The organism is Sphingobacterium chuzhouense (genome assembly GCF_014692525.1).
In the GTDB taxonomy this organism is placed as follows: Bacteria; Bacteroidota; Bacteroidia; order Sphingobacteriales; family Sphingobacteriaceae; genus Sphingobacterium; species Sphingobacterium chuzhouense.
Map to the genome: position 1 here is coordinate 88,298 of NZ_JACNYL010000004.1, position 23,842 is coordinate 112,139.

Sequence of the window (23,842 nt, forward strand, 5' to 3'; positions counted from 1 at the left end):
ATTCGCTAACAAAATTCAATCAATTAAACTTTGTTTACTACAAATATCAAATAATTATGAAAAAATTAACCATGTACCGTTACTATTTGTGCGCTTTCATTCTTTTGTTAGCGTCATATTCCTGCAAGCAGGACGAATCGGATGTTGGAGGTGTCACGGACAAATTGCCTGAAAATGTGCATTTGTCGGAATATTCAAGTTCAAGTATTACCGTTGCTTGGAACCGGGTAGAAGGTGGAACGTCCTACACAGTACAGCTGCTGGGATCAAAAGATAGTGAGTCTCCAATCGATGCTTATACGACAACCTCGAAAGATTTTTATCGGTTCAGTGGTTTGGAGGAAATTCGTGGTTATTATGTGCGTGTGCGAGCCAACGTCGATTATGCCACCGGAGATTGGGTATATATTACGAATGGCTCACAGCCGGCGAGGATCATGCCCAAATATGGATTTGTCGACGAAGATTTTGAAGAGCCAGAACCGGAACCTAGCAAAGAACTTTATCCTAACTTCCCGGAAGGGTGGGAAGAGCATCAAGGGGGCAGAAAATCATCACATGGAGGTGAAGGACCGACGGGACGGCAATCAGATGTATTCCCATCTGGAGAATGGCTCATGCCAAATATGTATACTAATTCCGCAGCTGCAATTGTAAACAAAAATGGAACATGGGCATTGATGATGAATACGAACGTTGCTACATACCTAGAGATGGATTTCGATCTGGAGCTCGGTGCTTCTAAATTCTCATTTTACTACGGTACCGCAACACAAACTAATGCGAACGATGTCGATGTCGTGAACGTTCCGATTCATGTAAAAGTAGAATACTCCCAAGATGGTGGAGATACGTGGAATCCGTTAGGAGATGATTTGATAGTGACTACCACGGAAATACAATATTTTCAGGAATACGAACTGAATATAGAAGGACCTGTACGCTTCAGAATCGGTAAAAGCAATTCACGCGCTAGGCTAATGGTCGATGATATAGCAGTTTATGTAAATCAATAAATAAACTTAAATAATATGAAAAAGAAAGTTGCTAAATGGCTTGGTATCCTTTCGATGCTACTTATCTCTGCGACACTATCGGCACAAACCGATCACAGAGAAATCAGTGGAAAAGTAACGGACGAAGGGGGCGAGCCACTGTCAGGTGTAACTGTCAGTTTAAAAAATGTGAATGTTGCGGCAATGACCAATGACGCAGGTGAGTATGCTATAAATGTTCCGGATATAACATCACAACCAGTGTTGGTATTCGCTTATGTGGGCATGAAGCTGCAAGAGGTGGCACTTGGAGCAGGTAATGTCCTGAATATTGTAATGGAATCAGAGGCAATGGGTTTAGAAGAGGTGGTCGCCATTGGTTATGGAACAGCCAGAAAGAAAGATTTGACTGGTTCTGTTGCCATCGTAAACGGAGAAGATCTTGCCAAGAGAAACGAAATGATATTATCTCAAGCTTTGCAAGGAGCAGCACCGGGAGTATCGGTGACAAGGAGTAGCGGGCTGCCGGGAGCTACAGGTACAATCCGGGTAAGAGGTATCACAACGATAGGAGACAGCAATCCACTAATTCTCGTCGATGGTATTCCCGTTGAAAGTATTGATAGGGTAAATCCGCAGGATGTAGAAAGCATATCAGTATTGAAAGACGCGGCATCAGCCTCTATTTATGGATCAAGGGCTTCTGCCGGTGTTATCTTAATCACTACTAAACAGGCAAAAACTAATCAAATCAATCTTGAATATCAAGGCTTGTATGGGATTATCAAACCAACGCAGTTTCCCGGAACGGTGGATCACATACGTTATATGGAAATGATCAACGAAGTTGCGTGGAACGATGGAGGAAATCAGGCAGGAGCAGAATACAATGTCTATAGCAAAGATTTTATCGAGGATTACAATGCAAACCACAGACTAACTGATCCATTTCTATTTCCAATAATGAACTGGAGGGACGAACTTGTCAATGACTATGCGCCTAATATGCAACATGGTCTTTCTTTAATGTATGGCAATAATATTGTTAAAACAAGAGCTTCTTTAAACTACGAAAAAGCAGACGCATTATACAATCACAGGTCGTTTGACAGAATATCCACACGTATCAACAACGAATTTAAGATTACCGACTTCCTGTCAGCCGACATAAATGGGTCTTATCTACGTTCCGCTAATGTGCAACCTATTATGAACCCACTTTCGCACGCTTATAAATATGGACCCTTGGAAAGTCCGTATTGGTCTGACGGTCGCATATCATTTGGTAGGAATGGGACAAACTCCTGGGCACGGTTAAATCATGGTGGCTTCAATAATACCTGGGGTGATGAGTTGGTCGGGAGGTTTGCACTGAGTTTTAAGCCTATTAAAAATTTGAATATATCGGGCGTGATAGCACCGTCGATCCGATCGGTGAAAGGTAAACAGTTTATTAGACAAGTTCCTTTTTACGAATACGACAATACGACAGCACCTTCTGGTTATATAAATGGGAACCTTACGACAAGCCTGGCCGAGACGCGGAGCGAAGTACGCACGACGACAAAACAGTTGACAGCAAACTATAATACGAATTTTGGTGAAAACCACGACTTGTCTATTATGGCCGGTTATGAAGACTATTATAGATTTTCAGAGGGACTTAATGCATCATCGGATAATCTTGCGCTTGCGGACTATCCTTATTTAGATAGAGCGAATTTAGATTATCTGCGGAACGGTGGCGATGCTGTAGAAAACGCCTATAATTCCTATTTCGGAAGGGTGATGTATGACTACGCTAATAAATATTTGTTACAAGCGAATATTCGGTACGACGGTTCGTCAAGATTCCACAAGGATTACCGGTGGGCTAGTTTCCCATCCGTATCGGCTGGCTGGGTTGTTACGGAAGAGTCTTTTATAAAAGATCTCCATCTTCGCGGCTTGGATTTCTTTAAGCTCAGAGGCTCGTGGGGTAATTTGGGTAACGAACGTATTGGCAACTACCCCTATCAGGCAATCTTGAATTTTAATAACGCACTGTTTGTAGACAAAGACGGAAATATTGTGTCCAATATGACTGCCGCACAAGTAGGTTATAATATCCGAGATATCTCTTGGGAGACCACCGAACAATGGAACATCGGTTTTGATGCAACATTGCTTTCGAACAGATTGTCCCTGACAGCCGATTATTATAAAAAGACTACGCGTGATATGTTGCTGGCATTGGAAATACCGGCTTTTATGGGCTTCGATAACCCGGATCAAAATGCAGGAAGGATGCACACCAAAGGATGGGAAGCCCAGATAGGATGGCGCGATCAAATCGGAGATTTCAAATATTCGATTTCTGCAAACATATCGGATTATAAATCGATGATGGGCGATCTTTCAGGAATGGTTTTCCTCGACGATCAAGTCATCCAAGAAGGTGTGGAGTATAATTCCTGGTATGGTTACCGTTCGGATGGGCTGTTCCATTCACAGGAAGATATCGATAATTCTGCCTTATTGAGCCAGGTCGTCCGACCGGGAGATGTCAAATACCAGGACTTGAGCGGGTCGGATGGTACTCCGGATGGAATGATCAGTCCGGAATATGATCGGGTACCGCTAGGAGGTTCGCTACCGAGGTTCTATTATGGCGGAAACGTTAACTTGAGTTATAAGGGATTCGACGCGTATTTGATGTTTCAGGGCGTAGGAAAGCAGACAAGCCGCCTTACTGCAGACCAAGTCTATCAGACCGCAGCATGGCATACTTTTCCAGACTTTGTGGATGGCAATTATTACAGTGAATATAACACGCCCGAGCAAAACAGTAACGTAAGGTATCCGCGCTTGTCACAATTGGGTTATGATGGTAATAACTACAGAATGTCAGATTTTTGGCTATTCGATGGATCTTATTTCCGCCTTAAAAACGTGACATTGGGGTATACTCTGCCCAGTAACTGGAGCGACGTCCTGAAGACGTCGAACGTGAGAGTTTATGCCTCAGCTAATGACCTGTTTTCTTTGGATAAATATCCTAAAGGTTGGGATCCCGAGTCTGGTATTACTGCTTATATTGCTAGAACATGGAATTTCGGGGTGCAAGTTCGATTTTAGAAAAACAATTCATCATTAAAAATATACAGATGAAAAAATTAATAATATCAATGATATCGGTACTCCTGATGACTACAGGGTGCCAAGAGTTGGATCTAAACCCTCTTTCGGAAGGATCTAGTGAAAACTGGTATACCAATGAAAATGAAATTACATTAGCGCTTAATGAGCTCTACCGTGCCGCTCTTTGGCATGTGGAAGGTACTAGGCTATTTAATACAGACCGTTGGACGGACGACTGGAATCAGCGGGAGTATCTCTACGACTGGGTAGCCGGTTCGATTACAGGGGAATGGGCTGACACCAAAAATACATGGATAAATACCTACAAAGGCATAAATCGTGCAAATATCGTATTAAGCAGTTTGGATAATGCGATGGGCAATGTCTCGGAGCAAAGGATAAATCAATTGAGGGGGGAAGCTAGTTTCTTTCGAGCATGTTTTTATTCTTATTTGATCTTTCTATATGGGGATGTTCCGCTGATTACAAACTACATAACCATAGAGGAAGCTTTTGCGACCGGTCGCACAGATAAAGCTATCGTATTGGAACAGATTTATCGGGATTTTGATGTCGCTATCGAATATCTTCCGGATAATGACAATGGACGGATTTCGAAAGGTGCGGCATATGCCTTTAAAGCTAGAATAGCAACTTGGATGTTGGACTATCCTACAGCACGTGACGCAGCTAAAGATTGTATGGATATGGGTGTTTATTCGCTCGACCCGGAATATGGTCGTTTATTTCTTTCTACCACGAACACATCTCCTGAGTTCATTTTTATTATTCCTCGTTCAGAACAGCTTACAGGGGAAAATATGGCCGGAGGTTCTTTCCTTCCACGTTACATTGGCGGAACCAGTACAGCACAACCCAGTTGGGAGTTGTTTTGTGCTTACACTTGTACAGATGGTCTTCCTGTAGACGAATCTCCTTTATTTGATCCCCAAAATCCGTTTAAGAATCGAGACCCTAGACTGACTGAACTCGTACCGGAGTTTGGAACTCCATTTCATGGTTTTGTTTATGATCCAGGCGCTACGCATGTCTTAGAACTTGAAACAGGTAGGATGGTTGCGAATCCAGAAACGCAATTGACTTCGCAATTTGCGTCTTACAACGGCTTAACGTTGAAAAAAGGTGTTGACGAAGCATTTGCTAGTAGACGTGCAGATCCAAATATCATAATCATGCGGTATGCGGATGTGTTGCTGATGTATGCAGAAGCTAAGATAGAACTGAACGAAATTGACGAGTCCACTTTGGAGGCTATTAATCAAGTGAGATCGCGTGCATATAAAGTGTCACCTGTCCAAACCACACGATACCCTGCAGTTACAGAGACCGACCAAGCTGCACTTAGGACTATTCTCCGCATGGAGCGCCGTGCGGAGTTATCATGGGAAAATAGGAGATGGTTCGACTTGATCCGGTGGAAGTTAGCTGAGATAGTTATGAAACGACCGGTATATGCACTCCCGATAAAGGCAGGTTTGGAAGCAAATATCGCTTCTGGTGACTATTTCTTTCCAAAAGGAGCATTGCCCGAAATCGATGAAAATGGATTGGTAGATTTCTCCGCTATGTATCAGACAGGCAAAATAAGGGCGGTTGTTCCCAGAAACTTTACCGACAGGCAATACCTTTTCCCCATTCCTTCCAGGGAAGTAATAATCAATGATAATATAAAACAAAATCCAGGATATTAACAGATTACATAACCATAAATTTAAATTGATATGCTAAAGAAAAATAAAGAATGGATTGGGCTGCTGCTTATCATTGTCTTGATGTCTTGCAGCAAAAGTAGTAGTGGAGATCCCAATGAAGGCGATAATGGAGGTAAGGACGATCCTCAGAACGAGTTGATCGGAAAAACTCTACCAGATTGGCAAGAGGGCTATCTTGATATCCACGCCATTAATACCGGACGTGGGGAAAGTCAGCTACTGATCTTTCCCGATGGGACGACGATGTTGATCGATGCGGCAGGCTCGTTGATTTCGCCAACCGATGCAATTCCTCCTCCCTCACAAAAACCAAATGGTAATGTATCACCAGGATTGGCAGTAACAAATTATACGAGGCATTTTATTAAGACAGCTAGTAATAAGATTAACTATCTGATGTTAAGTCACTTTGATCCTGATCATATGGGTACATATAGCAGTAGCTTACCTTTGGATCCTACCGGAACCTTTCGAATGGGAGGAATCACTGAGGTCGGTGCAAAAATCGACTTTGATAAAATTATTGACAGGGGGTATCCAGATTATAACTTTCCGACTAATATGGCCTCGAATTCTAGAATAGCGAATTACATCAAATTTATAGATTGGGCTAAAGCACACAAAGGAGTGATAGCAGAGCAATTCGATGTGGGTAAAAATGATCAAATAGTGTTGCAGGAGAACCCGTCGGCGTATTCCAATTTTGAGATTCGTAATATTATTTCAAATGGTGTGGTATGGACTGGAACGGGAACTGGTTCCACCAATACACTGCCCTCTGGACCGGAGGTCGCGGCGGCAGATGGATCAGAAAACATCTTCAGTATTGGCTTTGTTTTATCATACGGGAAGTTTAACTTTTTCACAGCGGGAGATCTACAATACAATGGTAGAACAGCACATCCCTGGAAGGATGTTGAAGCACCAGTGGCCGTGGTGGTACCGGAAGTAGATGTGATGAAAGCAAACCACCACGCTACATCCAATTGTAATGGTACGACCATCTTGAACAGCTTGAAACCACAGACGGTAATTATTCATCCTTGGCGAGACGTGCACCCTAATACGGAAACCTTATCCCGAATATTTACGGCGAACAGTGGTGTTCAGATATTCTCTACGAATATGACAGAAGCCAATAAACCTCGGTTAGGAGCAAACCTGAATAGATTGAAAGCCGTAGAGGGGCATATTGTAGTACGGGTAGATCCCGGAGGCGAAGAATATTACGTATATGTGCTTGATGATACCAATCAAGATTATAAAGTAACTGGAGTTTTTGGGCCTTATAAGAGTAAGTAATATGAAACCATCTCGATTTTTCAGACCGTACAGTGGGATGGATAAATCTGATAGTTTCACGACCTTAAAAAAACAAAATATTTATAGATGAAAAAAATAATCTTTGGAATTTGTGCATCGGTCTTTTTGTTTTCCTGTTCTCCTCAGATTAAAGAAAAAGAAGAACCTCACTATCTTTCTTTTGCAGATACCGAAGCATTGTATGACTTCTACAGTTATCGGGATGGTGCTCCACTTATTATTCAGGGACACAGGGGAACTAGGGAGAATGGATTACCGGAAAATTCCATTGGTGCTTTTGAATATGTTTTGACGAAAATGCCAGCCGTGTTTGAAATAGATCCTCGACTCACCAAAGACAGCGTAATCATTGTTTTTCACGATGCGACACTGGATCGTACAACCAATGGTACAGGTAAAGTGATAGACTATACTTGGAAAGAGTTACAACAGTTGAACCTGAAAAATAATGAAGGAGAAGTTACAGAACATAAAATTCCGACTTTAGCTGAAGTTTTTGAATGGGCAAATGGAAAAACAGCATTACTGCTTGATAAAAAGGATGTACCTCTGAAGATGATTGCTGACCTTATACGTGAGCATGACGCCAACAATTACGTGATTAGTCTAGTACGCTCTCCTGGAGATGCGGCTTTTTATTTCAACGATGAGCCGAAAAGGATGTTCGCCATCTCTTTCAGAGAACCGGAAGCGTTCCAGTCCTATCTGGATTTAGGTATTCCAAAACGTCAAATATTTGCATGTATAGGTACCAAAATATCTGAAAAGACGAATGAGATAAACGAGATGATGCGTGGATATGGCATCCGTAGCCTCATATCAGCTGCCCCTACGTATGACAAATTAGAAACAGAAGAAGAAAGGGCAAAGGCTTATCGGAAAGTAATTGAAAGTGGCATAACCATACTTGAATCCGACTATCCTGTCGGACTCAGAGAATCCTTGTCTACTACATCGAACAATTAATCATGGGGATTGCAGATTACATCATTATCCTAGTATATTTTGCGGGGCTATTATTATTAGGAGGATTTTTAGGTAGAAAAATAAAAAGTGCGAAGGATATGTTTATCGCGGGGAGAAATTCCTCGTGGTGGCTTTCCGGGTTGTCTACCTACATGACAATCTTCTCGGCAAGTACGTTCGTCGTGTGGGGTGGGGTCGCGTATAGGTCAGGTATGGTCTCGGTAGTCATCGCAACGATGTTAGGGATTGCGTCTATTTTCGTGGGTGCGTTTCTTGTTGGGAAATGGTCGAAACAGCGGATAAATTCCCCAGCGGAGTATCTCGGGGTGCGCTTTAATAAATCGATTGTTCGGTTCTATACGATTATTGGCGTTTTTGGTCGCGGAATACATATGGCTGTAGCATTGTATGCGGTTGCGATCATGACCGTCGCGTTGATTCCTTTGCCAGAAGGTCATATCTTAGCAGACCCGCGGACGGGGCATCTATCTGTTATGTATGCAGTTTTGGTATTGGGTGTCGTCACGCTTGTCTATACTGCTGCAGGAGGGTTCTTAGCGGTAATAATGACTGATGTTGTTCAGTTTGCCGTATTGATCGCCATGGTGTTAATCATGATTCCGTTATCGTTCGAGAGTATTGGCGGAGTAGGAGAGTTTATCATCAATTCCCCTGATGGTTTTTTCTCCTTTTTTAGCGAACAATATTCGTGGGGCTGGATGGTTTTGTGGCTGCTCCTTAATTTTTTCATGCTCGGTGGCGACTGGGCTTTTGTACAGCGTTATATCAGTGTGCCTACAGTTCGGGAAGCAAAAAAAAGTGCTTATCTCGTAGGAATCCTCTATATTACCACACCGCTTATATGGTATATACCGGCTTTAGTTTATAGAGTTATCAATCCAAACGCCAACCCAGAACAAGCCTATATGTTGATGAGCCAACACTTATTGAGTGTTGGAATGCTCGGCTTGATGCTCGCGGCGATGTTATCAGCGACAATGAGCGCAGTCTCGAGTAATCTGAATGTTTTTGCAAATGTGTTTGCCTATGATATTTTTCGAGCAGCTCGTCCTAGGGCTTCTGATAAGACCTTGATTCGTGTAGGAAGGATATTTACGTATGTATATGGTGCACTCATTACCGGAGTGGCGATCATGATACCATACCTTGGAGGAGCAGAGCGTGTCGTTGTGCCCACATTAACATTAATTGTTTCGCCTCTTTTTATTCCGTCTATATGGGGACTGTTTTCTAAACGTATCGGGTCTGGTGCGGTATGGTGGTCAATGGGTATCACCTATACGATTGCCTTTGTGATAAAAGCGGGCTTTTTTGATGACATCGTAAACCAGCATGTAGAGTTTGTCGATGCATTCATCGGATTTGTCGTGCCGTTCGCGACCTTACTTATTATCGAGCTGGTTTTATGGAAAAAGGAGAAAGATGCCGGATGGGATAGATTGGTTCAGATATCCGAGGAGGAGGAGGGGATCAACGACGAAGCTACAGAAGAAAAAAATAAGAAAGCAGGATCATTGTATTCTTCTCTGGCTATCAACATCATGATGGGGACCTATTTGACAATAGGAATAATAATTGCCATACTCGCTTTTGTAACCGATGCGGACAGCGAGCGAATGCTTTTATACGCATCTATCTTTATCGTTGTTTCTATTGTTGTGCTGACCATATATCATTATAGAAAATCAAAGATTGAGAAAAAAATAATCAATAATGGATAGAATTCTTTTATCTCGTTTTCAACCGCTTAATCGTGTTTTGGTGCATGACGTTTTCAATACGGGGCAAAATGGTTGGATGGAAATCATGCCCAACTTTTGTGAAGCACCTGATTTTGAAGAAAGCCCTAGCATCATGGTGAAGCATCAATGGCCTCCCGTGATGTTGAGTACGGCAACCTTTCGCTATCCGGGCTCGCATGGATCGCTTTCTGGGCAATACAGCTTGAAAGTGTCTACAAGACCTGTTGCTAATCCTTATGACCAACCTCCTGCACCAGGTTCTTTGGGACATGCTATTAAGCGGCTTTCCTTTCATCATTTAAAAAGGAAATACCTGCAATTTGAAATGTGGTTTGCTTTTACCGCAGAACAGGATAAAGTAGATGGTACAGGAGAATTGCCTGGGCTTCACGAAGCATCGATAAGAGGGTTTGGCGCAGGTTGGGATCTTCAAGAAAGAGGAAACAGATATTTTGCAGGGGTTAGGTATCTTAACGCTGTAGACGGTACACTTCAAAAGAAATGGCAGTTTATCTATCCTTCGTCAAAAGATGATAAAGATTGGGCTTATGGTACAGACGGTGATTGGTGTATCAAAGGAGTCGATCCTTTTTGGTTCGGCCGTAGGTATGCGGATGGCCGACATGATGGCTATAAAGATGTTGTCAACGGCTACCAGCCCTTGTGCTATAATGAAACGGATTGTAAGATAAATTGGCAATACTTGCGATTATTGATCGATACCGAGAAAAGGGAATATGTGGAGATGCAATGCCAGGACAAAATATTTGATCTGCAACGACATCCGATCTATTGCGTATCTCCTTATGATCGGATTGATGGTCTGATGAATCCACTTGTATGGGTCGAAACTGATACACAGCGTCGCGTATTTCTTTTTGTCGATTCGGTGGTCATATCTCAAGAATAATATAATCGTTGAAACTTTAGTTTACATGAAACTATTTAATGCCTCGCATTTAGAGGTAAAGAAAGATCTTATACAAGATTTTGAGACTCATCCTTATGAAGTAGGTTGGGCAGATGAGTGTATTTTTTTTATTGCCGTTGAAAATGTAAGTGGAAGCAATTCCGTTTTGGCGGCTGCAGTTGAAATTTCACATGACGGTGTGCATTGGGTCGCAGAAGGAACTATTTCGGAACCTATAATGACGAAAGGACTTCACTTTTTACGGGTCAAACATTTTGGAAATTGGCTTCGTTTGCACTGTCGTATCACTGGAAATAATCCAGTGTTCAGATTGAACATTCAAATCGCATTGAAAGGCTAATTTACATCGACAGGTGTACTGGAAAAAGGTATTAGGAAATTGTTATTTAAATAAAGAGTTTGAGTTTAGGTATAATATGAAAGAACAGACAACAGAAACAACGAAGGTTTCTCAAAAGGTAGAAAAAATAACACAAGTAAGGGAAATTCCTGTGATTGCAGATTATGACGTAGTAGTTTGTGGCGGAGGTCCTTCCGGATTTATCGCAGCTATTGCCGCAGCGAGGGGAGGTGCCAGCGTTGCGCTCGTCGAACGACATGGGTTTCTGGGGGGAATGGCTACTGCGAGCCTTGTTGCACCAATCAGTGTGTTCAACTATAACGACCGCCGAATCATTGACGGCATTCCCTGGGAATTTATAGAACGCCTGATTGACATTGGTGGTGCACGGGAGGAAAAACCTATTGGTAATATTACCTTTTCTCCGGAAAAATATAAACTTATCGCACAGCGTATGGTACTGGAAGCAGGAGTGTCCCTTTATTTTCATTCCTATCTCACGGGATGTAGAAAATCGGAAGACGGTCGTCTGACACATATTATTATTGATAATAAGAATGGTGCGGAAGCAATTACCGCAAAATATTTTATTGATTGTACTGGCGATGCTGATCTTTCGTATCAAGCCGGCGTTCCTATGCAACCAATGAAATCTGAGCTCCAACCGGCGACGCTGATCTTTATGTTAGGAGGAGTTGATACAGATTCTCTTCCTATGATTCGTCATAGTCAACAGGGGATAAACTATCATGACATAGACATGAGAAAGGCACTGGAAGAAATAAATAAACAGACTAAACTACCGAAATTTGGAGGGCCGTGGTACTGTGGTGTGTTAGATCGTGGTCTTGCATTGGTAAATATGACCCGAACCTATGCGAATATGGCAGATAATCGTCAGGCGACAAATACGGAATGTCTTCTACGGGAAGATGTATTTACCTTTGTAGACCTACTGACAAAGAATGTACCGGCATTTAAAGATGCATATCTTGTTATGACTGCACCACAGGCCGGCACACGTGAAACCCGAAGAATTCAAGGTGTACACACGCTGACAGGAGAAGAATATATTGAAGCACGTGATTTTCCGGATGCCATCTCAAGAGGGTGCCATCCCGTTGATATACATTCTTCTTCCTCTAATAATCAGCGATGTGAGTTTCTAAAAGATGCCGCATTTATACCCTATCGTTGCCTCATCGCTCAGAATTTCCCCAACCTTTTAGTAGGAGGTCGGGCATTCTCTGCTGATGGCATATCTTCTGCTTCGGTTCGTGTGCAGGCATCTGCAATGGGACTAGGACAAGCAGCTGGAGCAGCTGCGGCATTATGTGTCCAGACAGGCACTGATGTTTTGGACGTGGACATTGCAGCACTTAGGAGTACTTTAATAAGATATGGAGCTAATCTTTCAAAATAGGTTTTTGTAAGTTTCAGTTAATTTAGAGTAATTTACATATTACTACCTTTGTAGCAGTCATGAATATGAATTATCAAGTTGTTTGTTTTGGAGAAATCCTGTTTGATATTGTAGATGGTGTTTCTAAACCAGGGGGCGCTCCTTTCAATGTTGCCTATCATTTAAAACAGGCTAGTGTAAGTAGTTTTTTAATCAGTAGCGTTGGCAATGACGCGTATGGCGAAGATCTGTTGAATGTATTAAAGACATGGGGATTGGATACCAAAGGAATTGCAATTAGCGATTCCCATAAGACTGGTGAGGCAATTGTAAAAAAGGGAGAAGACGGCCAACCTGAATACGATCTCGTATATCCGGTTGCATGGGATTACATTCCTTGGAGGGAGGAGTATATACCTGTTATCGACAATGGCAGTGCTTTTGTTTTCGGCTCGCTGTCTTCAAGGAATCCCGAATCTTATGATACGCTTAAAGAGTGTCTTAAATATTCGTCGTTAAATGTATTTGACATTAATATAAGACCACCTCATTTTGATCAACTCGTATTGGAATATTTGCTCGATAAAACGCATATTCTAAAGCTAAATGATACCGAGCTTACATTGCTTAGTCAATGGTACGGCAGCAAAGAAGGGGAGGAAAAAGTACGGGTTGCATCCATTAGGGAACGTTTTAATATCGATGAAGTGATTGTAACAAAAGGAGCGGAAGGAGCCAGCTATTACAGTAATGAAATTGAGCTGCATAGGGCAGCGATCAAAATAAAAGTAGCGGACACAATAGGTAGTGGAGATGCCTTTCTTGCTGGCTTTTTAAGTAAGCGGTTAGACAAATCGTCGACTATAGAAGAATCCTTTTTTGAAGGTATCCAAAAAGGAGCTTATGTGGCTTCCCAATATGGAGCATGTCCTTCATATAAAGAATATTCGGAAATACTACGATGAGGGACTGTTCCTGAAAGGCGATTAAGAATGCAGGGATAACAACCTTGAAATAAAAAAGCGACTCTTTTGAAGTCGCTTTTCCCATGACAATTTTGTCTGATAAGACGCCATATTCGGTGATGAGATTAATCTTCTGTGCAAAGGTTTCGTAACTAAGGCGCATAGGACTCGGTTCATACAGGACGGCTAACAGCCACGCCCGCTAATTCCAAAAATGTTGGGGCTAGATCCACATTCATCACGATACCGTCGGAATTTCCACTCAGCCAACGCCTTACCTGATATATTTGTTTCGTTGAAATACGTGTTTTCCATTCATTTTTTCTACGTAACATGGGTTCAACGACAAAGTACTTTGTGACAATGCACAGGTGTTTCTTTTTTTCTCGCTTTTACAAAAACAGCAATCAAGATCATTTTTTGACATTGTTCCGCAAGAAAAAGCTAGACAAATGTCGATTTTTGACAAATTCAAGATACTTAAAGGTAAATTCATACGATTTGGGAACAAGAGTCGGGCAAGAGACACCTGATGTCCTGTAAGCTATTCTGACGTGCTAAGTTCGATGAGGTTAATACATTGTTATTATTTTAAATAAAATGTTATTAAAAGTAAAATTTTGTTACGTTTAGAGCATGTTACGTAGCATGAAAACAAATGCATTCGTGTAAAAGTATGTGTATCTGTGGTTATATATCAAGGACAAGGACTTTGGAGTTTAGTGCCTGCAATTTGTCATCATGTTACAATTGTTTATCATAGAGTTAGGAGTTTCCGGGATAAAATCATAGCGGTTTATTTTCTTTTTACAGAACTAAGATTGGCATTTATATAGTAAAATCCCCAAAATAGGGGATTTATTCCTATTGTTTCATTACCGTACTTAGGTCATTAATGCAGGCGAAGAAATACAGCCAACCGCAACAGAAATAGCGGAACGGGTAGATGTTATAAAACGACGTCGAAAACGGTTTATTGACTTTAGTAGTTAGATGTAATTTTTTACGACAATTTAGATATTTTTGTGTGTACACCCTATTTTAGATTTCACATGGCACATTGTTTTTCCTTCGCTTCTTTCCCCAAGTTGCCAAAAACGGCAATATTATTTTTATTCGTGACTTACTTCATTTCCAATACCCTGTATGCGCAAAAGGCTAAACAGGATTCTCTGGAACAGGTATTGGACAAAAGGAATCTATCCACAGGAGAAAGGATACTTACACTTTCACGCCTAGCGACTCATCATTATTTTAACGATAAAAGGGAAGAAAGCAACAAATTATTAGACGAAGCCTCTCAATTAGCGGAGGCCATGGAAGACAAGCAGTATTTGGCTCGTATACTGGCCATACAGGCCATGCATTTATGTATACAAGGAGACTCGACGGCGAGCACTATGCTGCAGTCGGCGTTGGATAACCTCGACGAAAATGCAGATCCCGGTACGAAAGGCTATATATGGTATGCCAAAGGCTGGATGGAGTCGCGCAATGAACGCCGAACAGAAGCCGTCGCGAGCTTCATTGAAGCACTCCGACACTATGACGGGAGTTCCAATATAAATGACCTAAGAGTTATATCCAGTATTTATATCGAATTGTACAGTATCTATGGGCATTGGAAAGATCTGGACAATATGGAGAAATACGCACGACTGGCATTGGATAATGCCCGACAATCCGGCAATCCAGATGGGTTATCATCTGCACTATATTCTCTTGGCTATACCTTCGAGGATCGTTTTCGGGGAAACAACGCCCAGGAAGAATTCCGTGACTCTGCAGAATATTACTATAAACAATCCGTATCAACCTTTTTGGAACATGAGGATCATATGACAAGCCGGAACCAGCTATCGTTTAATGCGTTGGGTCTGGCTAATCTCTACTCGGAGTTTTATCCGCTGAGTTATAATGATACCGCCCAACGTTATCTAGACATCGCTTTGAAAGAAGGGTTAAAAACCGAACACTATACTGTGGTAACCGGCGTATACGGTATTTTAAATGAATATACGCAGCGGGAAAACCGTTGGGATGATGCAGAGCATTACCTCAACCAAGCAGTCGCTTATCAGGAAAAGAATCCATTACCGGAACTGGAAACGAAAATACGGTTAATGGAGGCTTTAGCCATCGTGGCAGAGAAAAAGGGAGACTATGGGGCGGCACTCGAATACTACAAGCAGTACTTAACTTATTATCAACAACGCTTCGATAATGGAAAAAATGGCATTAGGAAAGGAATTGGAAGTAAAATATAAAACGGAACTCAACGAGCAAAAACTGGTGATGTTAGAAGAACAGGTGGCACATCGAAAAAAACTTAACCTCATTTATATCCTGCTTTCGGCGACTATTTTCATCGCATTGGTATTCTTATTTTTAGCATATCGACAACGTTCCAAAACCTTAAAACAGCATCAGCTCCTGCACGAAATGGAACTGGACAATATCCGTCAAGAACACAAAATTTCTTTGCTCTCCGCCATGATAGATGGACAGGAAAACGAGCGTGCACGTATTGCCCGTGATCTACATGATGGGTGCAGAGCCGAGTTTGACCGCCAAAGCTGAAAGCTGGCGAAAAGAGAAAGTACCGATACCAGCACAAGGATTGGTCCCGTAATGATATACGGTCGCTGTCGCCCTGTAATGCGATGCTCTACGGTCATCCTTGTTTTCTGTGGCATTTCACTTTTCTGTTTTCAAAATTTCGGAAACGGACAACCCTGTTTATGCTATTAAGTACAGCGAAAATGCTTTACCTGTAATCGGTTTCTCAAAGAAATACGATAGTCCTTTCAATCCTGTATCAGCGTTCACAGCCATTATGACCTGTTCGCAGGCAGACGGTGGCTGTCCTTTTATCGCAGGTGCAGAAAAACGAATACCCATCACATTTGAAGATCCGAAGATTTCAGACGGAACAGCAGAGCAGACACAGGTTTATGCAGAAAGAAGTTTGCAGATAGCTACCGAAATGTTCTATGTTTTTTCAATGATTAACAAATAACCGATGCGACCAAAATTAAAATTCCTTGACCGTTATCTTACCTTTTGGATATTCCTTGCTATGGCATTGGGTGTAGGATAGGGCTATATGTCTATATATTGTCACTTAAAGAGTTTCAAAAAGATGGAATAAACTCCATACCGAAAAACTAAATATCAGCACTATATTGTCCAGTTATTGGTAATCTGCTTTCTGATCTAATCATAACATAAGTACCTGTCTATTGCGAAATAAAGAAAACAATCAAAAACGTAAGAACTAATGCCACAAGGCACATGGCGGCCAGTCCAAATGTCTCGTGCAGCCCTAATAAATAAAGTATTCCGGCAATTCCACCTAAGACCAATGTAAATATCAAAGCTGTATTTGGCCTCTTCTTCATAACAGTAGTTTTAAATATCAACAATTTATAAAATTCTACTAATTTAATATTTTCAATATAAAGGTCACGGCTATTTGAGCGAAAATTGATGTAAACACTTGGCAACACGACGGTTTTGGCAATCATATCCGATTTTCCTTTTCTAATCTATTTGGTTATATTATCTTTGAAACTTGTCACCTTTTACGGAACTAGTTATGCTGAAAATCCTTAAAAATTTTACTGATTCACCGACAAGCGGAGGAATAATCCTGTTTATATGTGTGCTTATTTCTTTGACTATTGCCAACTCTCCGCTCGGTGACGCATTTGAAAATATACTGAACACACAGCTGGGGTTTGAAACAGCTTCGGTACATTTACGATATACGACCGCGCTCTGGATAAACGATGGCCTGATGGCTATTTTCTTTCTTCTGGTCGGACTGGAGATAAAAAGAGAGTTGGTGAGTGGGGAACTGTCAACTCCCAGACAGGCCCTTCTCCCGATATTTTGTGCCTTCGGCGGAGCCATCGTACCCGCTGGTATATACTTCGCGGTCAATCAAGGGACGGAAACCGTTAGTGGCTGGGGAATCCCTATGGCAACGGATATCGCCTTTGCTTTGGCAGTGATTGCCATGCTCGGCAAACGAGTACCCGCTTCATTAAAAGTGTTTTTAGCGGCGCTGGCTATTGTGGACGATCTCATCGCCATTCTGGTTATTGCTATTTTCTATTCCGCCGAACTGCATACTATATATCTTGGCTATGCTGCGGCTATATTGGCCCTGCTCTTCATTTTTAATAGGTTGGGTGTCCAGTCGTTAATCTTTTACCTCATTCCCGGCCTTTTTATCTGGTATTTTGTCCACCATTCGGGCATCCACGCGACCATAGCCGGCGTGCTGACCGCCATGACCATCCCATTGGCTACCAAAGGACAGAAAGAACCGCCTTTGTTGAAACTGGAACATGCCCTTACCACGCCCGTAAACTTTTTGATCGTTCCCCTGTTTGCTTTAGCTAACACAGCCATCCGTTTTGAGGAGGGTATGCTGGAAGGACTGGTCTCCCCCTTGGGGGTAGGGATTATTGTCGGGCTTATGCTGGGTAAACCTGTCGGTGTTTATCTGATGACCAAACTGGCAATTCTGTTGCGTATAGGTTCTATGCCACAAGGGGCATCCTGGGTACAGATTATCGGCGTAGGTCTTTTGGCGGGTATCGGTTTTACAATGTCCATATTTATTGCCCTGCTGTCCTTTTCGGACAACCTGCTTATCGCCGAGGCAAAATTCTCCATATTGGTCGCCTCGCTTCTTTCGGGCGTGACGGGATATATCCTGTTAAATCGCGTGGCAACGCCATCGAACGATAACGAAAAAAAGACGTAGGATGAAGAAGATAGCGTTACACTGGCAGATATTGATCGGTATTGTAGGCGGTATCCTCGTGGGGCTATTATGCATCCAGTTTACCGGCGGAAAAGAATTTGTCATCGACTGGATCAAACCCTTTGGAACGATTTTCATCAACCTGCTGAAACTGATCGCTATTCCGCTGATCATCGTATCGCTTATCAAGGGTGTATCCGATCTCAAAGATACTACCCAACTTTCCGGTCTTGGCCTACGTACCTTCGGTATGTATATCCTGACAACTATTATCGCAGTCACCATAGGCCTTGGCCTGGTCAACCTCATACAGCCCGGCAGCTTTATTTCTGAAGACACCAGACAGGAAATGTTACGATCTTTCGGAGGCGAAGTTCAGGAGAAGGTAGATGAGGCAGCCGAGGTACAGCAAACCAGAGGCCCTTTACAGCCCCTTATCGATATCGTGCCGGAAAACATTTTCGATTCAATGTCGGTAAACAGCAATATGCTGCAGATCATCTTTTTCAGCCTGCTGGTCGGTGTTGCCATGATATCCCTGCCCTTTGGCGAGATAAAGGCATTTAAAAAGGTACTGGATGCAGGAAACGCCATTGTGCTGAAGATCGTTGATCTGATGATGCTGTTTGCCCCTTATGGTGTGTTCGCGCTTATTGCCACACTCATCGCGGAAGCACCTTCCTTTGATGTATTCAAAGCGTTGGGCATGTACGCTTTTACCGTAGTATTGGGGCTATTACTGCTTGTATACGGTGTTTATTCACTTTTCGTTTACTTCTTCGGCAAGATGAATCCTTTCCGGTTTTTCAAAGCCATCCTTCCGGCACAGCTCCTTGGCTTTTCGACCAGTTCGAGTGCTGCCACCCTACCGGTAACGATGGAATGTGCGGAAGAAAACCTGCATATACGGAAAGATGTTCTGAGCTTTGTCCTACCTATAGGTGCCACCATCAATATGGACGGTACCTGTCTGTACCAAGGTGTTGCGGCGGTTTTTATTGCCCAGGTGATGGGGCACGACCTCACCACTGCCCAGCAGCTCAGTATCATCGTGACGGCAACCCTGGCCTCCATCGGCGCGGCAGCCGTACCGGGAGCCGGCATACTGATGCTCGTGATTGTATTGGAATCCATCGGTATCAGTCCTGCCGGAATAGCGCTGATCTTTGCTGTAGACAGGCCATTGGACATGCTCCGTACAGCAACCAATATATCCGGTGATTCCATGGTGGCTCTATTAATGGACAGGTCAAGTAGAGACAGTGCTGAACCCTAGCAAAATGATCGCACCGTCTACATGACCGTTGCTACTCCGTATCTTCGGAAGTCAGCAGGACAGGCGTATGGGGATTGAGAACAATGGCCCTTGCCAGACTTTTGTGCACCAGTTTTTTGAAAAATCCCCGGGAATCAATAAGGGTAATTAGGGTCATGTCAGCGTTCATACGATCCAAAATTTCGTTAACCGCCTCTACATTTTCCGGGACGTGTGCCATTTCCACAGACAGATCCTTCACCGGAGTTTCTTTTTCCAGCGTCGCTTTCCACTGCTGCAGACTTTGTAGATTATCCTCTGTTGGCGCGTCTTTTCCTTCATGGATATGTATCAGTGTACAGGAAGGGCGTATATTGCTAAACAGCGAATTAAAGCTGGTGAGGCTCTTGATATCGCCCTGCTGGTAGTCCGTAAAAAAGACCACATTTTCCAGTTTAAAAGTGTTGGTGTGCTCCGGAACGATCAACAGCGGACGGGATACGTCCTTAGCGACGTCGTAGGTATTATTGCCGAGCAGATCCTTCCGCGTGCCCGAGGCACCATGCGCGCCCATAACGACCAGGCTGACATTGTCCTCTTTTATATAATGGTTGATGGCCTCCACGAGACTATTTTTGGCAGTGCTTGAGGTCAACTGTACGTCCCCATGTTTCCCCAGCTTACTGATAAACTCATCCAGTCCTTTTTCAGCTCCGGTCTTGGCCCGCTGTTCGTCCGTCTGATTGGCCAGGGGGCTCTGGAAAGCGGAGGTAAACGGCCGGTAGGCATGGAAAACATGTACGTGTGCCTGCATCTTCCGCGCCAGTTCTATACCATAGCGGGCTGCTATCAGGGCGTTGTTCGAAAAGTCTGTGGGTACCAAAATGGTCTGCTTCATATCTGATTGTTTTATATCCGGTGCCCGTACACTTCCATTGTACGGGCTATTCTACCAAAAATACAAAGCCCCGGTGGCTTTGGCAAGTTATTCCGCACATATCGGGGATACCAGGGCAGTCGAGGGACGGGTTATTTTTTCCGGTTCCAGAAATCCATACGACGGAAATCATATTTTGAACTGTCGAATACGGGGTCTATTCCTTCGTGTCTCTGCATTTCATAGTCTTTCAGCAGTACCAGCACCCTGTTGTGCAGGAAGATAATGGCAATGACGTTCAGCCACGCCATAATACCCACACCTATATCTCCTAACGTCCATGCCGATTCCGCCGTGGATATACAGCCCATATATACCGATGCAAGGATAAGCAGGCGCAATGCCCATATCAGCAGTTTATTCCGGCTAGCGCCCATTACAAAACTGACATTGGTCTCGGCAATATAATAATACGCCATGATCGTCGTAAAGGCAAAAAAGAAAAGGGCAATCGCCACAAAACTATCGCCTATCATTGGAAAATGCCTTGCTACGGCCAGTTGTGTATATTCAGGTCCGGCCTGTATTTTCTCTCCTAGATTCTGGACAAGGAAACCTCCGTCGGGATCTGCGACGTTGTACTGCTCCGTAAACAGGATCATGAACGCTGTTGCCGTACAGACAAAAAGGGTATCCACATAAACGGAAAACCCCTGTACCAGCCCCTGCTTGATGGGATGGCTTACCGCTGCTGCCGAAGCGGCATGGGGGGCCGTTCCCTGCCCGGCCTCGTTACTGTAAATGCCACGCTTTACGCCCCAGGAAATAGCCATACCGATAATACCGCCAAAGGCTGATTCGGTATTAAAGGCTGCATTGAATATCAGGGCAATGACATCGGGTATCTGCCGGAAATTAAGCACCATGATCACGGCCGCCATCAGTATATAGGCTCCCGCCATGAACGGTACGACATATTCGGCTACACGGCTTATACGCTTGACACCGCCGATGATGATAAACGCTAAAAGTAACACCAGGACAATAGCAATGATATGGTGCGAGATACCGAAAGAAGAATGGACGGCCAGTGAGATACTGTTGCTCTGAACACTTGGCAAAAGAAAGCCGGTGCTGATAATCGTGACAATGGCAAAGGTCCATGCAAAAACTTTGGAGTTGAGACCTTTCAGTATATAAAATGCCGGGCCACCGCGATACTGACCATCTTTCACTTCTTTGTACATCTGTCCAAGGGAGGCCTCAATAATGGCGGACGAACTACCGAGAAAAGCGATTGCCCACATCCAGAATACCGCTCCGGGACCGCCCATGCCGATAGCTGTCGCTACACCTGCAATATTACCGGTACCGACCCGTCCGGATATCGCCAGGGCAAAAGCCTGGAACGAAGATATTCCCCTTTTTGAACTGCTGCCGGTAAACAGGAGCTGAACCATATGCCGAAGATAGCGCAACTGCGGAAACCGGAAACGTAAGGTGAAATAGATTCCTGCGAGAAGGCAGAGATAAACGAGGGCATCGCTCCAGACGATGTTATAGATCTGGTCTATGAATTGCTGCATCTAATGGTATTTGGTTTCAATCGAACTAAGGTAGGAAAAAACGGGCACTAAAACATAGGTTATAGGGTGTCTCTATCTGTTTTTTTGAATACTATACCTTTTGTTTATACCTAAACGATACCGCGCCTTCCGGTCATGTCAGGTATAATTTTTTTTATACCTTTACCCGGACCGCTTGCACAAGATGTGACCTTTAATCCCCTAATTTTATTTTTGTTCACGTTTTTGTGGAAATAGGTTTTTATTTCGTAAAACACACTAAAAAACAATGCCCATGAATATTTATGAGTTGATATCTATAGGTTTATATGTACTGATCATGATTATGATAGGTATCTACGGATACCGAAAATCGACAAGTAACTCCGAAGAATTTCTGATCGGTGGACGCAAGATGGGACCCTTCGTGACCGCCCTGTCCGCCGGGGCATCCGATATGAGCGGATGGCTTCTGATGGGGCTTCCGGGTGCCATGTACATGATGGGGCTATCGGGTTCATGGCTCGCCATCGGGCTTACCACCGGTGCGTTCCTGAACTACCTTATCGTTGCGCCGCGCCTGCGGGTATATACCGAAGTTGCAAAAAATGCCATAACGCTGCCTGTCTTCTTTGAAAACCGCTTCCGTGATAATTCGCAGCTATTGAAGCTGGTATCTTCCGTCTTTATTCTGGTGTTTTTTACACTGTATACTTCTGCCGGAATGGTTTCGGGCGGAAGGTTGTTCGAATCGGCTTTTGGGATGGATTACAGCATTGGTCTCTGGGTTACATCGCTTGTCGTGGTGTTCTATACATTCATCGGTGGCTTTATGGCCGTAAGCCTCACGGATGCCGTGCAGGGAACGATCATGGTCATCGCGCTGTTGCTGATACCCACCGTTGTTATTTTTCAATTGGGCGGTATAGGGGAAACAATGGACACCATCTATACCAAGGACACCAATTATATGGACATGCTACGGGGAACTACCGCTATATCCATTGTTTCTCTATTGGCCTGGGGACTGGGGTATTTCGGTCAGCCGCATATCCTCGTCCGTTTTATGGCGATCGATAGCGTAAAGGACATTAAAAAAGCCAGACGTGTGGGCATGACATGGATGATCGGAACCGTTCTGGGCTCCCTGCTCCTCGGTTTTTTTGGGATCGCCTACTTGCAGCGGTTTGATACAGATACTATGTTAAAATTTGATGCTTCCCGAGAACTTTCCGAAACGATATTCATATACCTTTCCAAAGCGCTTTTCCATCCGCTCATCGGTGGCTTTTTGCTTTCGGCTATCTTGGCGGCAGTGATGAGCACGATATCTTCGCAGCTTCTGGTGACCTCCAGTTCGATGACGGAAGATATTTACAAGACATTTTTCAACAAACATGCTACGGCTAAAAATATGCTCATCATGAGCCGTATATCGGTGCTTGTTGTTGCCGTGGTAGCCTTCCTGTTGGCGCTGGATCCACAGGAAAGTATCCTGGGTCTTGTTGGCAATGCATGGGCGGGATTTGGAGCGGCCTTTGGCCCGCTCGTTATCCTCTCATTGCTTTGGAAGCGTACAACAGCAATGGGTGCACTGAGCGGCATGCTGGTAGGCGGAGCGACGGTACTCCTATGGGTTTATGTACCGCACGCCTATAAGGACGTCTATGAGATTATTCCCGGCTTTTTACTGAGTTTTCTAACTACCGTGGTGGTCTCTTTGATAACCGGACGTGTCCCAGGGGAGGTCGAAGGAGAATTTGAAAAGGTGCGGGAGATCGTCGGGCGCGAAAAATAAATGATAGAAAACCTTTAAATATGGGGAAAGAA

Annotated in this window: 20 protein-coding genes; 16 read left to right on the plus strand and 4 right to left on the minus strand. The window is 43.5% G+C overall.

The features are described from left to right. The first annotated feature begins 56 nt into the window (after positions 1-56). From H8B21_RS16595 to H8B21_RS16640, 10 genes are all read left to right on the plus strand, one after another. Positions 57-1,016: a fibronectin type III domain-containing protein gene (locus H8B21_RS16595; RefSeq protein ID WP_190314948.1), complete on the plus strand. Its 960-nt coding sequence runs from the start codon at positions 57-59 to the stop codon at positions 1,014-1,016. Between the two features lie 15 nt (positions 1,017-1,031). Then, positions 1,032-4,112: a SusC/RagA family TonB-linked outer membrane protein gene (locus H8B21_RS16600; protein WP_190314950.1), complete on the plus strand. Its 3,081-nt coding sequence runs from the start codon at positions 1,032-1,034 to the stop codon at positions 4,110-4,112. Positions 4,113-4,141: 29 nt separating this feature from the next. Continuing rightward, positions 4,142-5,827: a RagB/SusD family nutrient uptake outer membrane protein gene (locus H8B21_RS16605; protein WP_190314952.1), complete on the plus strand. Its 1,686-nt coding sequence runs from the start codon at positions 4,142-4,144 to the stop codon at positions 5,825-5,827. A gap of 30 nt (positions 5,828-5,857) precedes the next feature. Further along, positions 5,858-7,150, plus strand: coding sequence for a ComEC/Rec2 family competence protein (locus H8B21_RS16610; RefSeq protein WP_190314954.1), 1,293 nt, complete (start codon positions 5,858-5,860; stop codon positions 7,148-7,150). An 87-nt stretch (positions 7,151-7,237) separates the two neighbouring features. Further along, positions 7,238-8,137 (plus strand): glycerophosphodiester phosphodiesterase family protein, encoded by a 900-nt coding sequence (locus tag H8B21_RS16615; RefSeq protein ID WP_190314955.1) that lies wholly within the window; start codon positions 7,238-7,240, stop codon positions 8,135-8,137. Positions 8,138-8,139: 2 nt separating this feature from the next. Next, positions 8,140-9,879 carry a sodium:solute symporter family transporter gene (locus tag H8B21_RS16620; RefSeq protein ID WP_190314956.1) on the plus strand — a complete coding sequence of 580 codons (1,740 nt, stop codon included), beginning with the start codon at positions 8,140-8,142 and terminating at the stop codon, positions 9,877-9,879. Continuing rightward, on the plus strand, positions 9,872-10,810 hold the full coding sequence (locus tag H8B21_RS16625) for a DUF6772 family protein (RefSeq protein WP_190314958.1): 939 nt from the start codon (positions 9,872-9,874) through the stop codon (positions 10,808-10,810). Before H8B21_RS16620 ends, H8B21_RS16625 begins: the two co-directional genes overlap by 8 nt. A 25-nt stretch (positions 10,811-10,835) precedes the next feature. Then, on the plus strand, positions 10,836-11,171 hold the full coding sequence (locus H8B21_RS16630) for a DUF6385 domain-containing protein (protein ID WP_223815105.1): 336 nt from the start codon (positions 10,836-10,838) through the stop codon (positions 11,169-11,171). 76 nt (positions 11,172-11,247) lie between these two features. After that, positions 11,248-12,594: an FAD-dependent oxidoreductase gene (locus tag H8B21_RS16635; RefSeq protein ID WP_190314960.1), complete on the plus strand. Its 1,347-nt coding sequence runs from the start codon at positions 11,248-11,250 to the stop codon at positions 12,592-12,594. 65 nt (positions 12,595-12,659) lie between these two features. Further along, positions 12,660-13,538 (plus strand): carbohydrate kinase family protein, encoded by an 879-nt coding sequence (locus H8B21_RS16640; protein ID WP_223815106.1) that lies wholly within the window; start codon positions 12,660-12,662, stop codon positions 13,536-13,538. Positions 13,539-13,711: 173 nt separating this feature from the next. On the opposite strand, the gene H8B21_RS16645 is transcribed toward H8B21_RS16640, so the two are convergent. Then, positions 13,712-13,873 (minus strand): hypothetical protein, encoded by a 162-nt coding sequence (locus H8B21_RS16645; RefSeq protein ID WP_190314964.1) that lies wholly within the window; start codon positions 13,871-13,873, stop codon positions 13,712-13,714. Positions 13,874-14,590: 717 nt separating this feature from the next. On the opposite strand from H8B21_RS16645, the gene H8B21_RS16650 reads away from it, so the two are divergent. The 3 genes from H8B21_RS16650 (at position 14,591) to H8B21_RS16660 (ending at position 16,557) form a co-directional block, all read left to right on the plus strand. Further along, positions 14,591-15,805, plus strand: coding sequence for a tetratricopeptide repeat protein (locus H8B21_RS16650; protein ID WP_190314966.1), 1,215 nt, complete (start codon positions 14,591-14,593; stop codon positions 15,803-15,805). After that, positions 15,771-16,118, plus strand: a complete 348-nt coding sequence (locus H8B21_RS16655; protein ID WP_190314968.1) for a sensor histidine kinase — start codon at positions 15,771-15,773, stop codon at positions 16,116-16,118. Before H8B21_RS16650 ends, H8B21_RS16655 begins: the two co-directional genes overlap by 35 nt. A gap of 109 nt (positions 16,119-16,227) precedes the next feature. Beyond that, positions 16,228-16,557 carry a hypothetical protein gene (locus tag H8B21_RS16660; protein ID WP_449618950.1) on the plus strand — a complete coding sequence of 110 codons (330 nt, stop codon included), beginning with the start codon at positions 16,228-16,230 and terminating at the stop codon, positions 16,555-16,557. Positions 16,558-16,777: 220 nt separating this feature from the next. On the opposite strand, the gene H8B21_RS16665 is transcribed toward H8B21_RS16660, so the two are convergent. Then, positions 16,778-16,939: a hypothetical protein gene (locus H8B21_RS16665; protein ID WP_190314970.1), complete on the minus strand. Its 162-nt coding sequence runs from the start codon at positions 16,937-16,939 to the stop codon at positions 16,778-16,780. Between the two features lie 197 nt (positions 16,940-17,136). On the opposite strand from H8B21_RS16665, the gene nhaA reads away from it, so the two are divergent. Further along, a complete protein-coding gene (gene nhaA / locus H8B21_RS16670) occupies positions 17,137-18,315 on the plus strand; it encodes a Na+/H+ antiporter NhaA (protein WP_190314972.1) in 1,179 nt (392 codons plus the stop codon). Between the two features lies 1 nt (position 18,316). After that, positions 18,317-19,591: a dicarboxylate/amino acid:cation symporter gene (locus H8B21_RS16675; protein ID WP_190314974.1), complete on the plus strand. Its 1,275-nt coding sequence runs from the start codon at positions 18,317-18,319 to the stop codon at positions 19,589-19,591. A 31-nt stretch (positions 19,592-19,622) separates the two neighbouring features. On the opposite strand, the gene H8B21_RS16680 is transcribed toward H8B21_RS16675, so the two are convergent. Continuing rightward, on the minus strand, positions 19,623-20,468 hold the full coding sequence (locus tag H8B21_RS16680; protein ID WP_190314975.1) for a universal stress protein: 846 nt from the start codon (positions 20,466-20,468) through the stop codon (positions 19,623-19,625). A 131-nt stretch (positions 20,469-20,599) separates the two neighbouring features. Beyond that, entirely contained in the window at positions 20,600-22,033 is a 1,434-nt protein-coding gene (locus tag H8B21_RS16685; protein WP_190314977.1) for an alanine/glycine:cation symporter family protein, read from the minus strand. A 268-nt stretch (positions 22,034-22,301) separates the two neighbouring features. Here H8B21_RS16685 and putP point away from each other — a divergent pair, with 268 nt between their 5' ends. After that, the gene (gene putP / locus H8B21_RS16690) at positions 22,302-23,810 is read left to right on the plus strand and encodes a sodium/proline symporter PutP (protein ID WP_223815107.1); all 1,509 of its coding nucleotides are present in this window, start codon (positions 22,302-22,304) and stop codon (positions 23,808-23,810) included. Positions 23,811-23,842 lie beyond the last annotated feature (32 nt).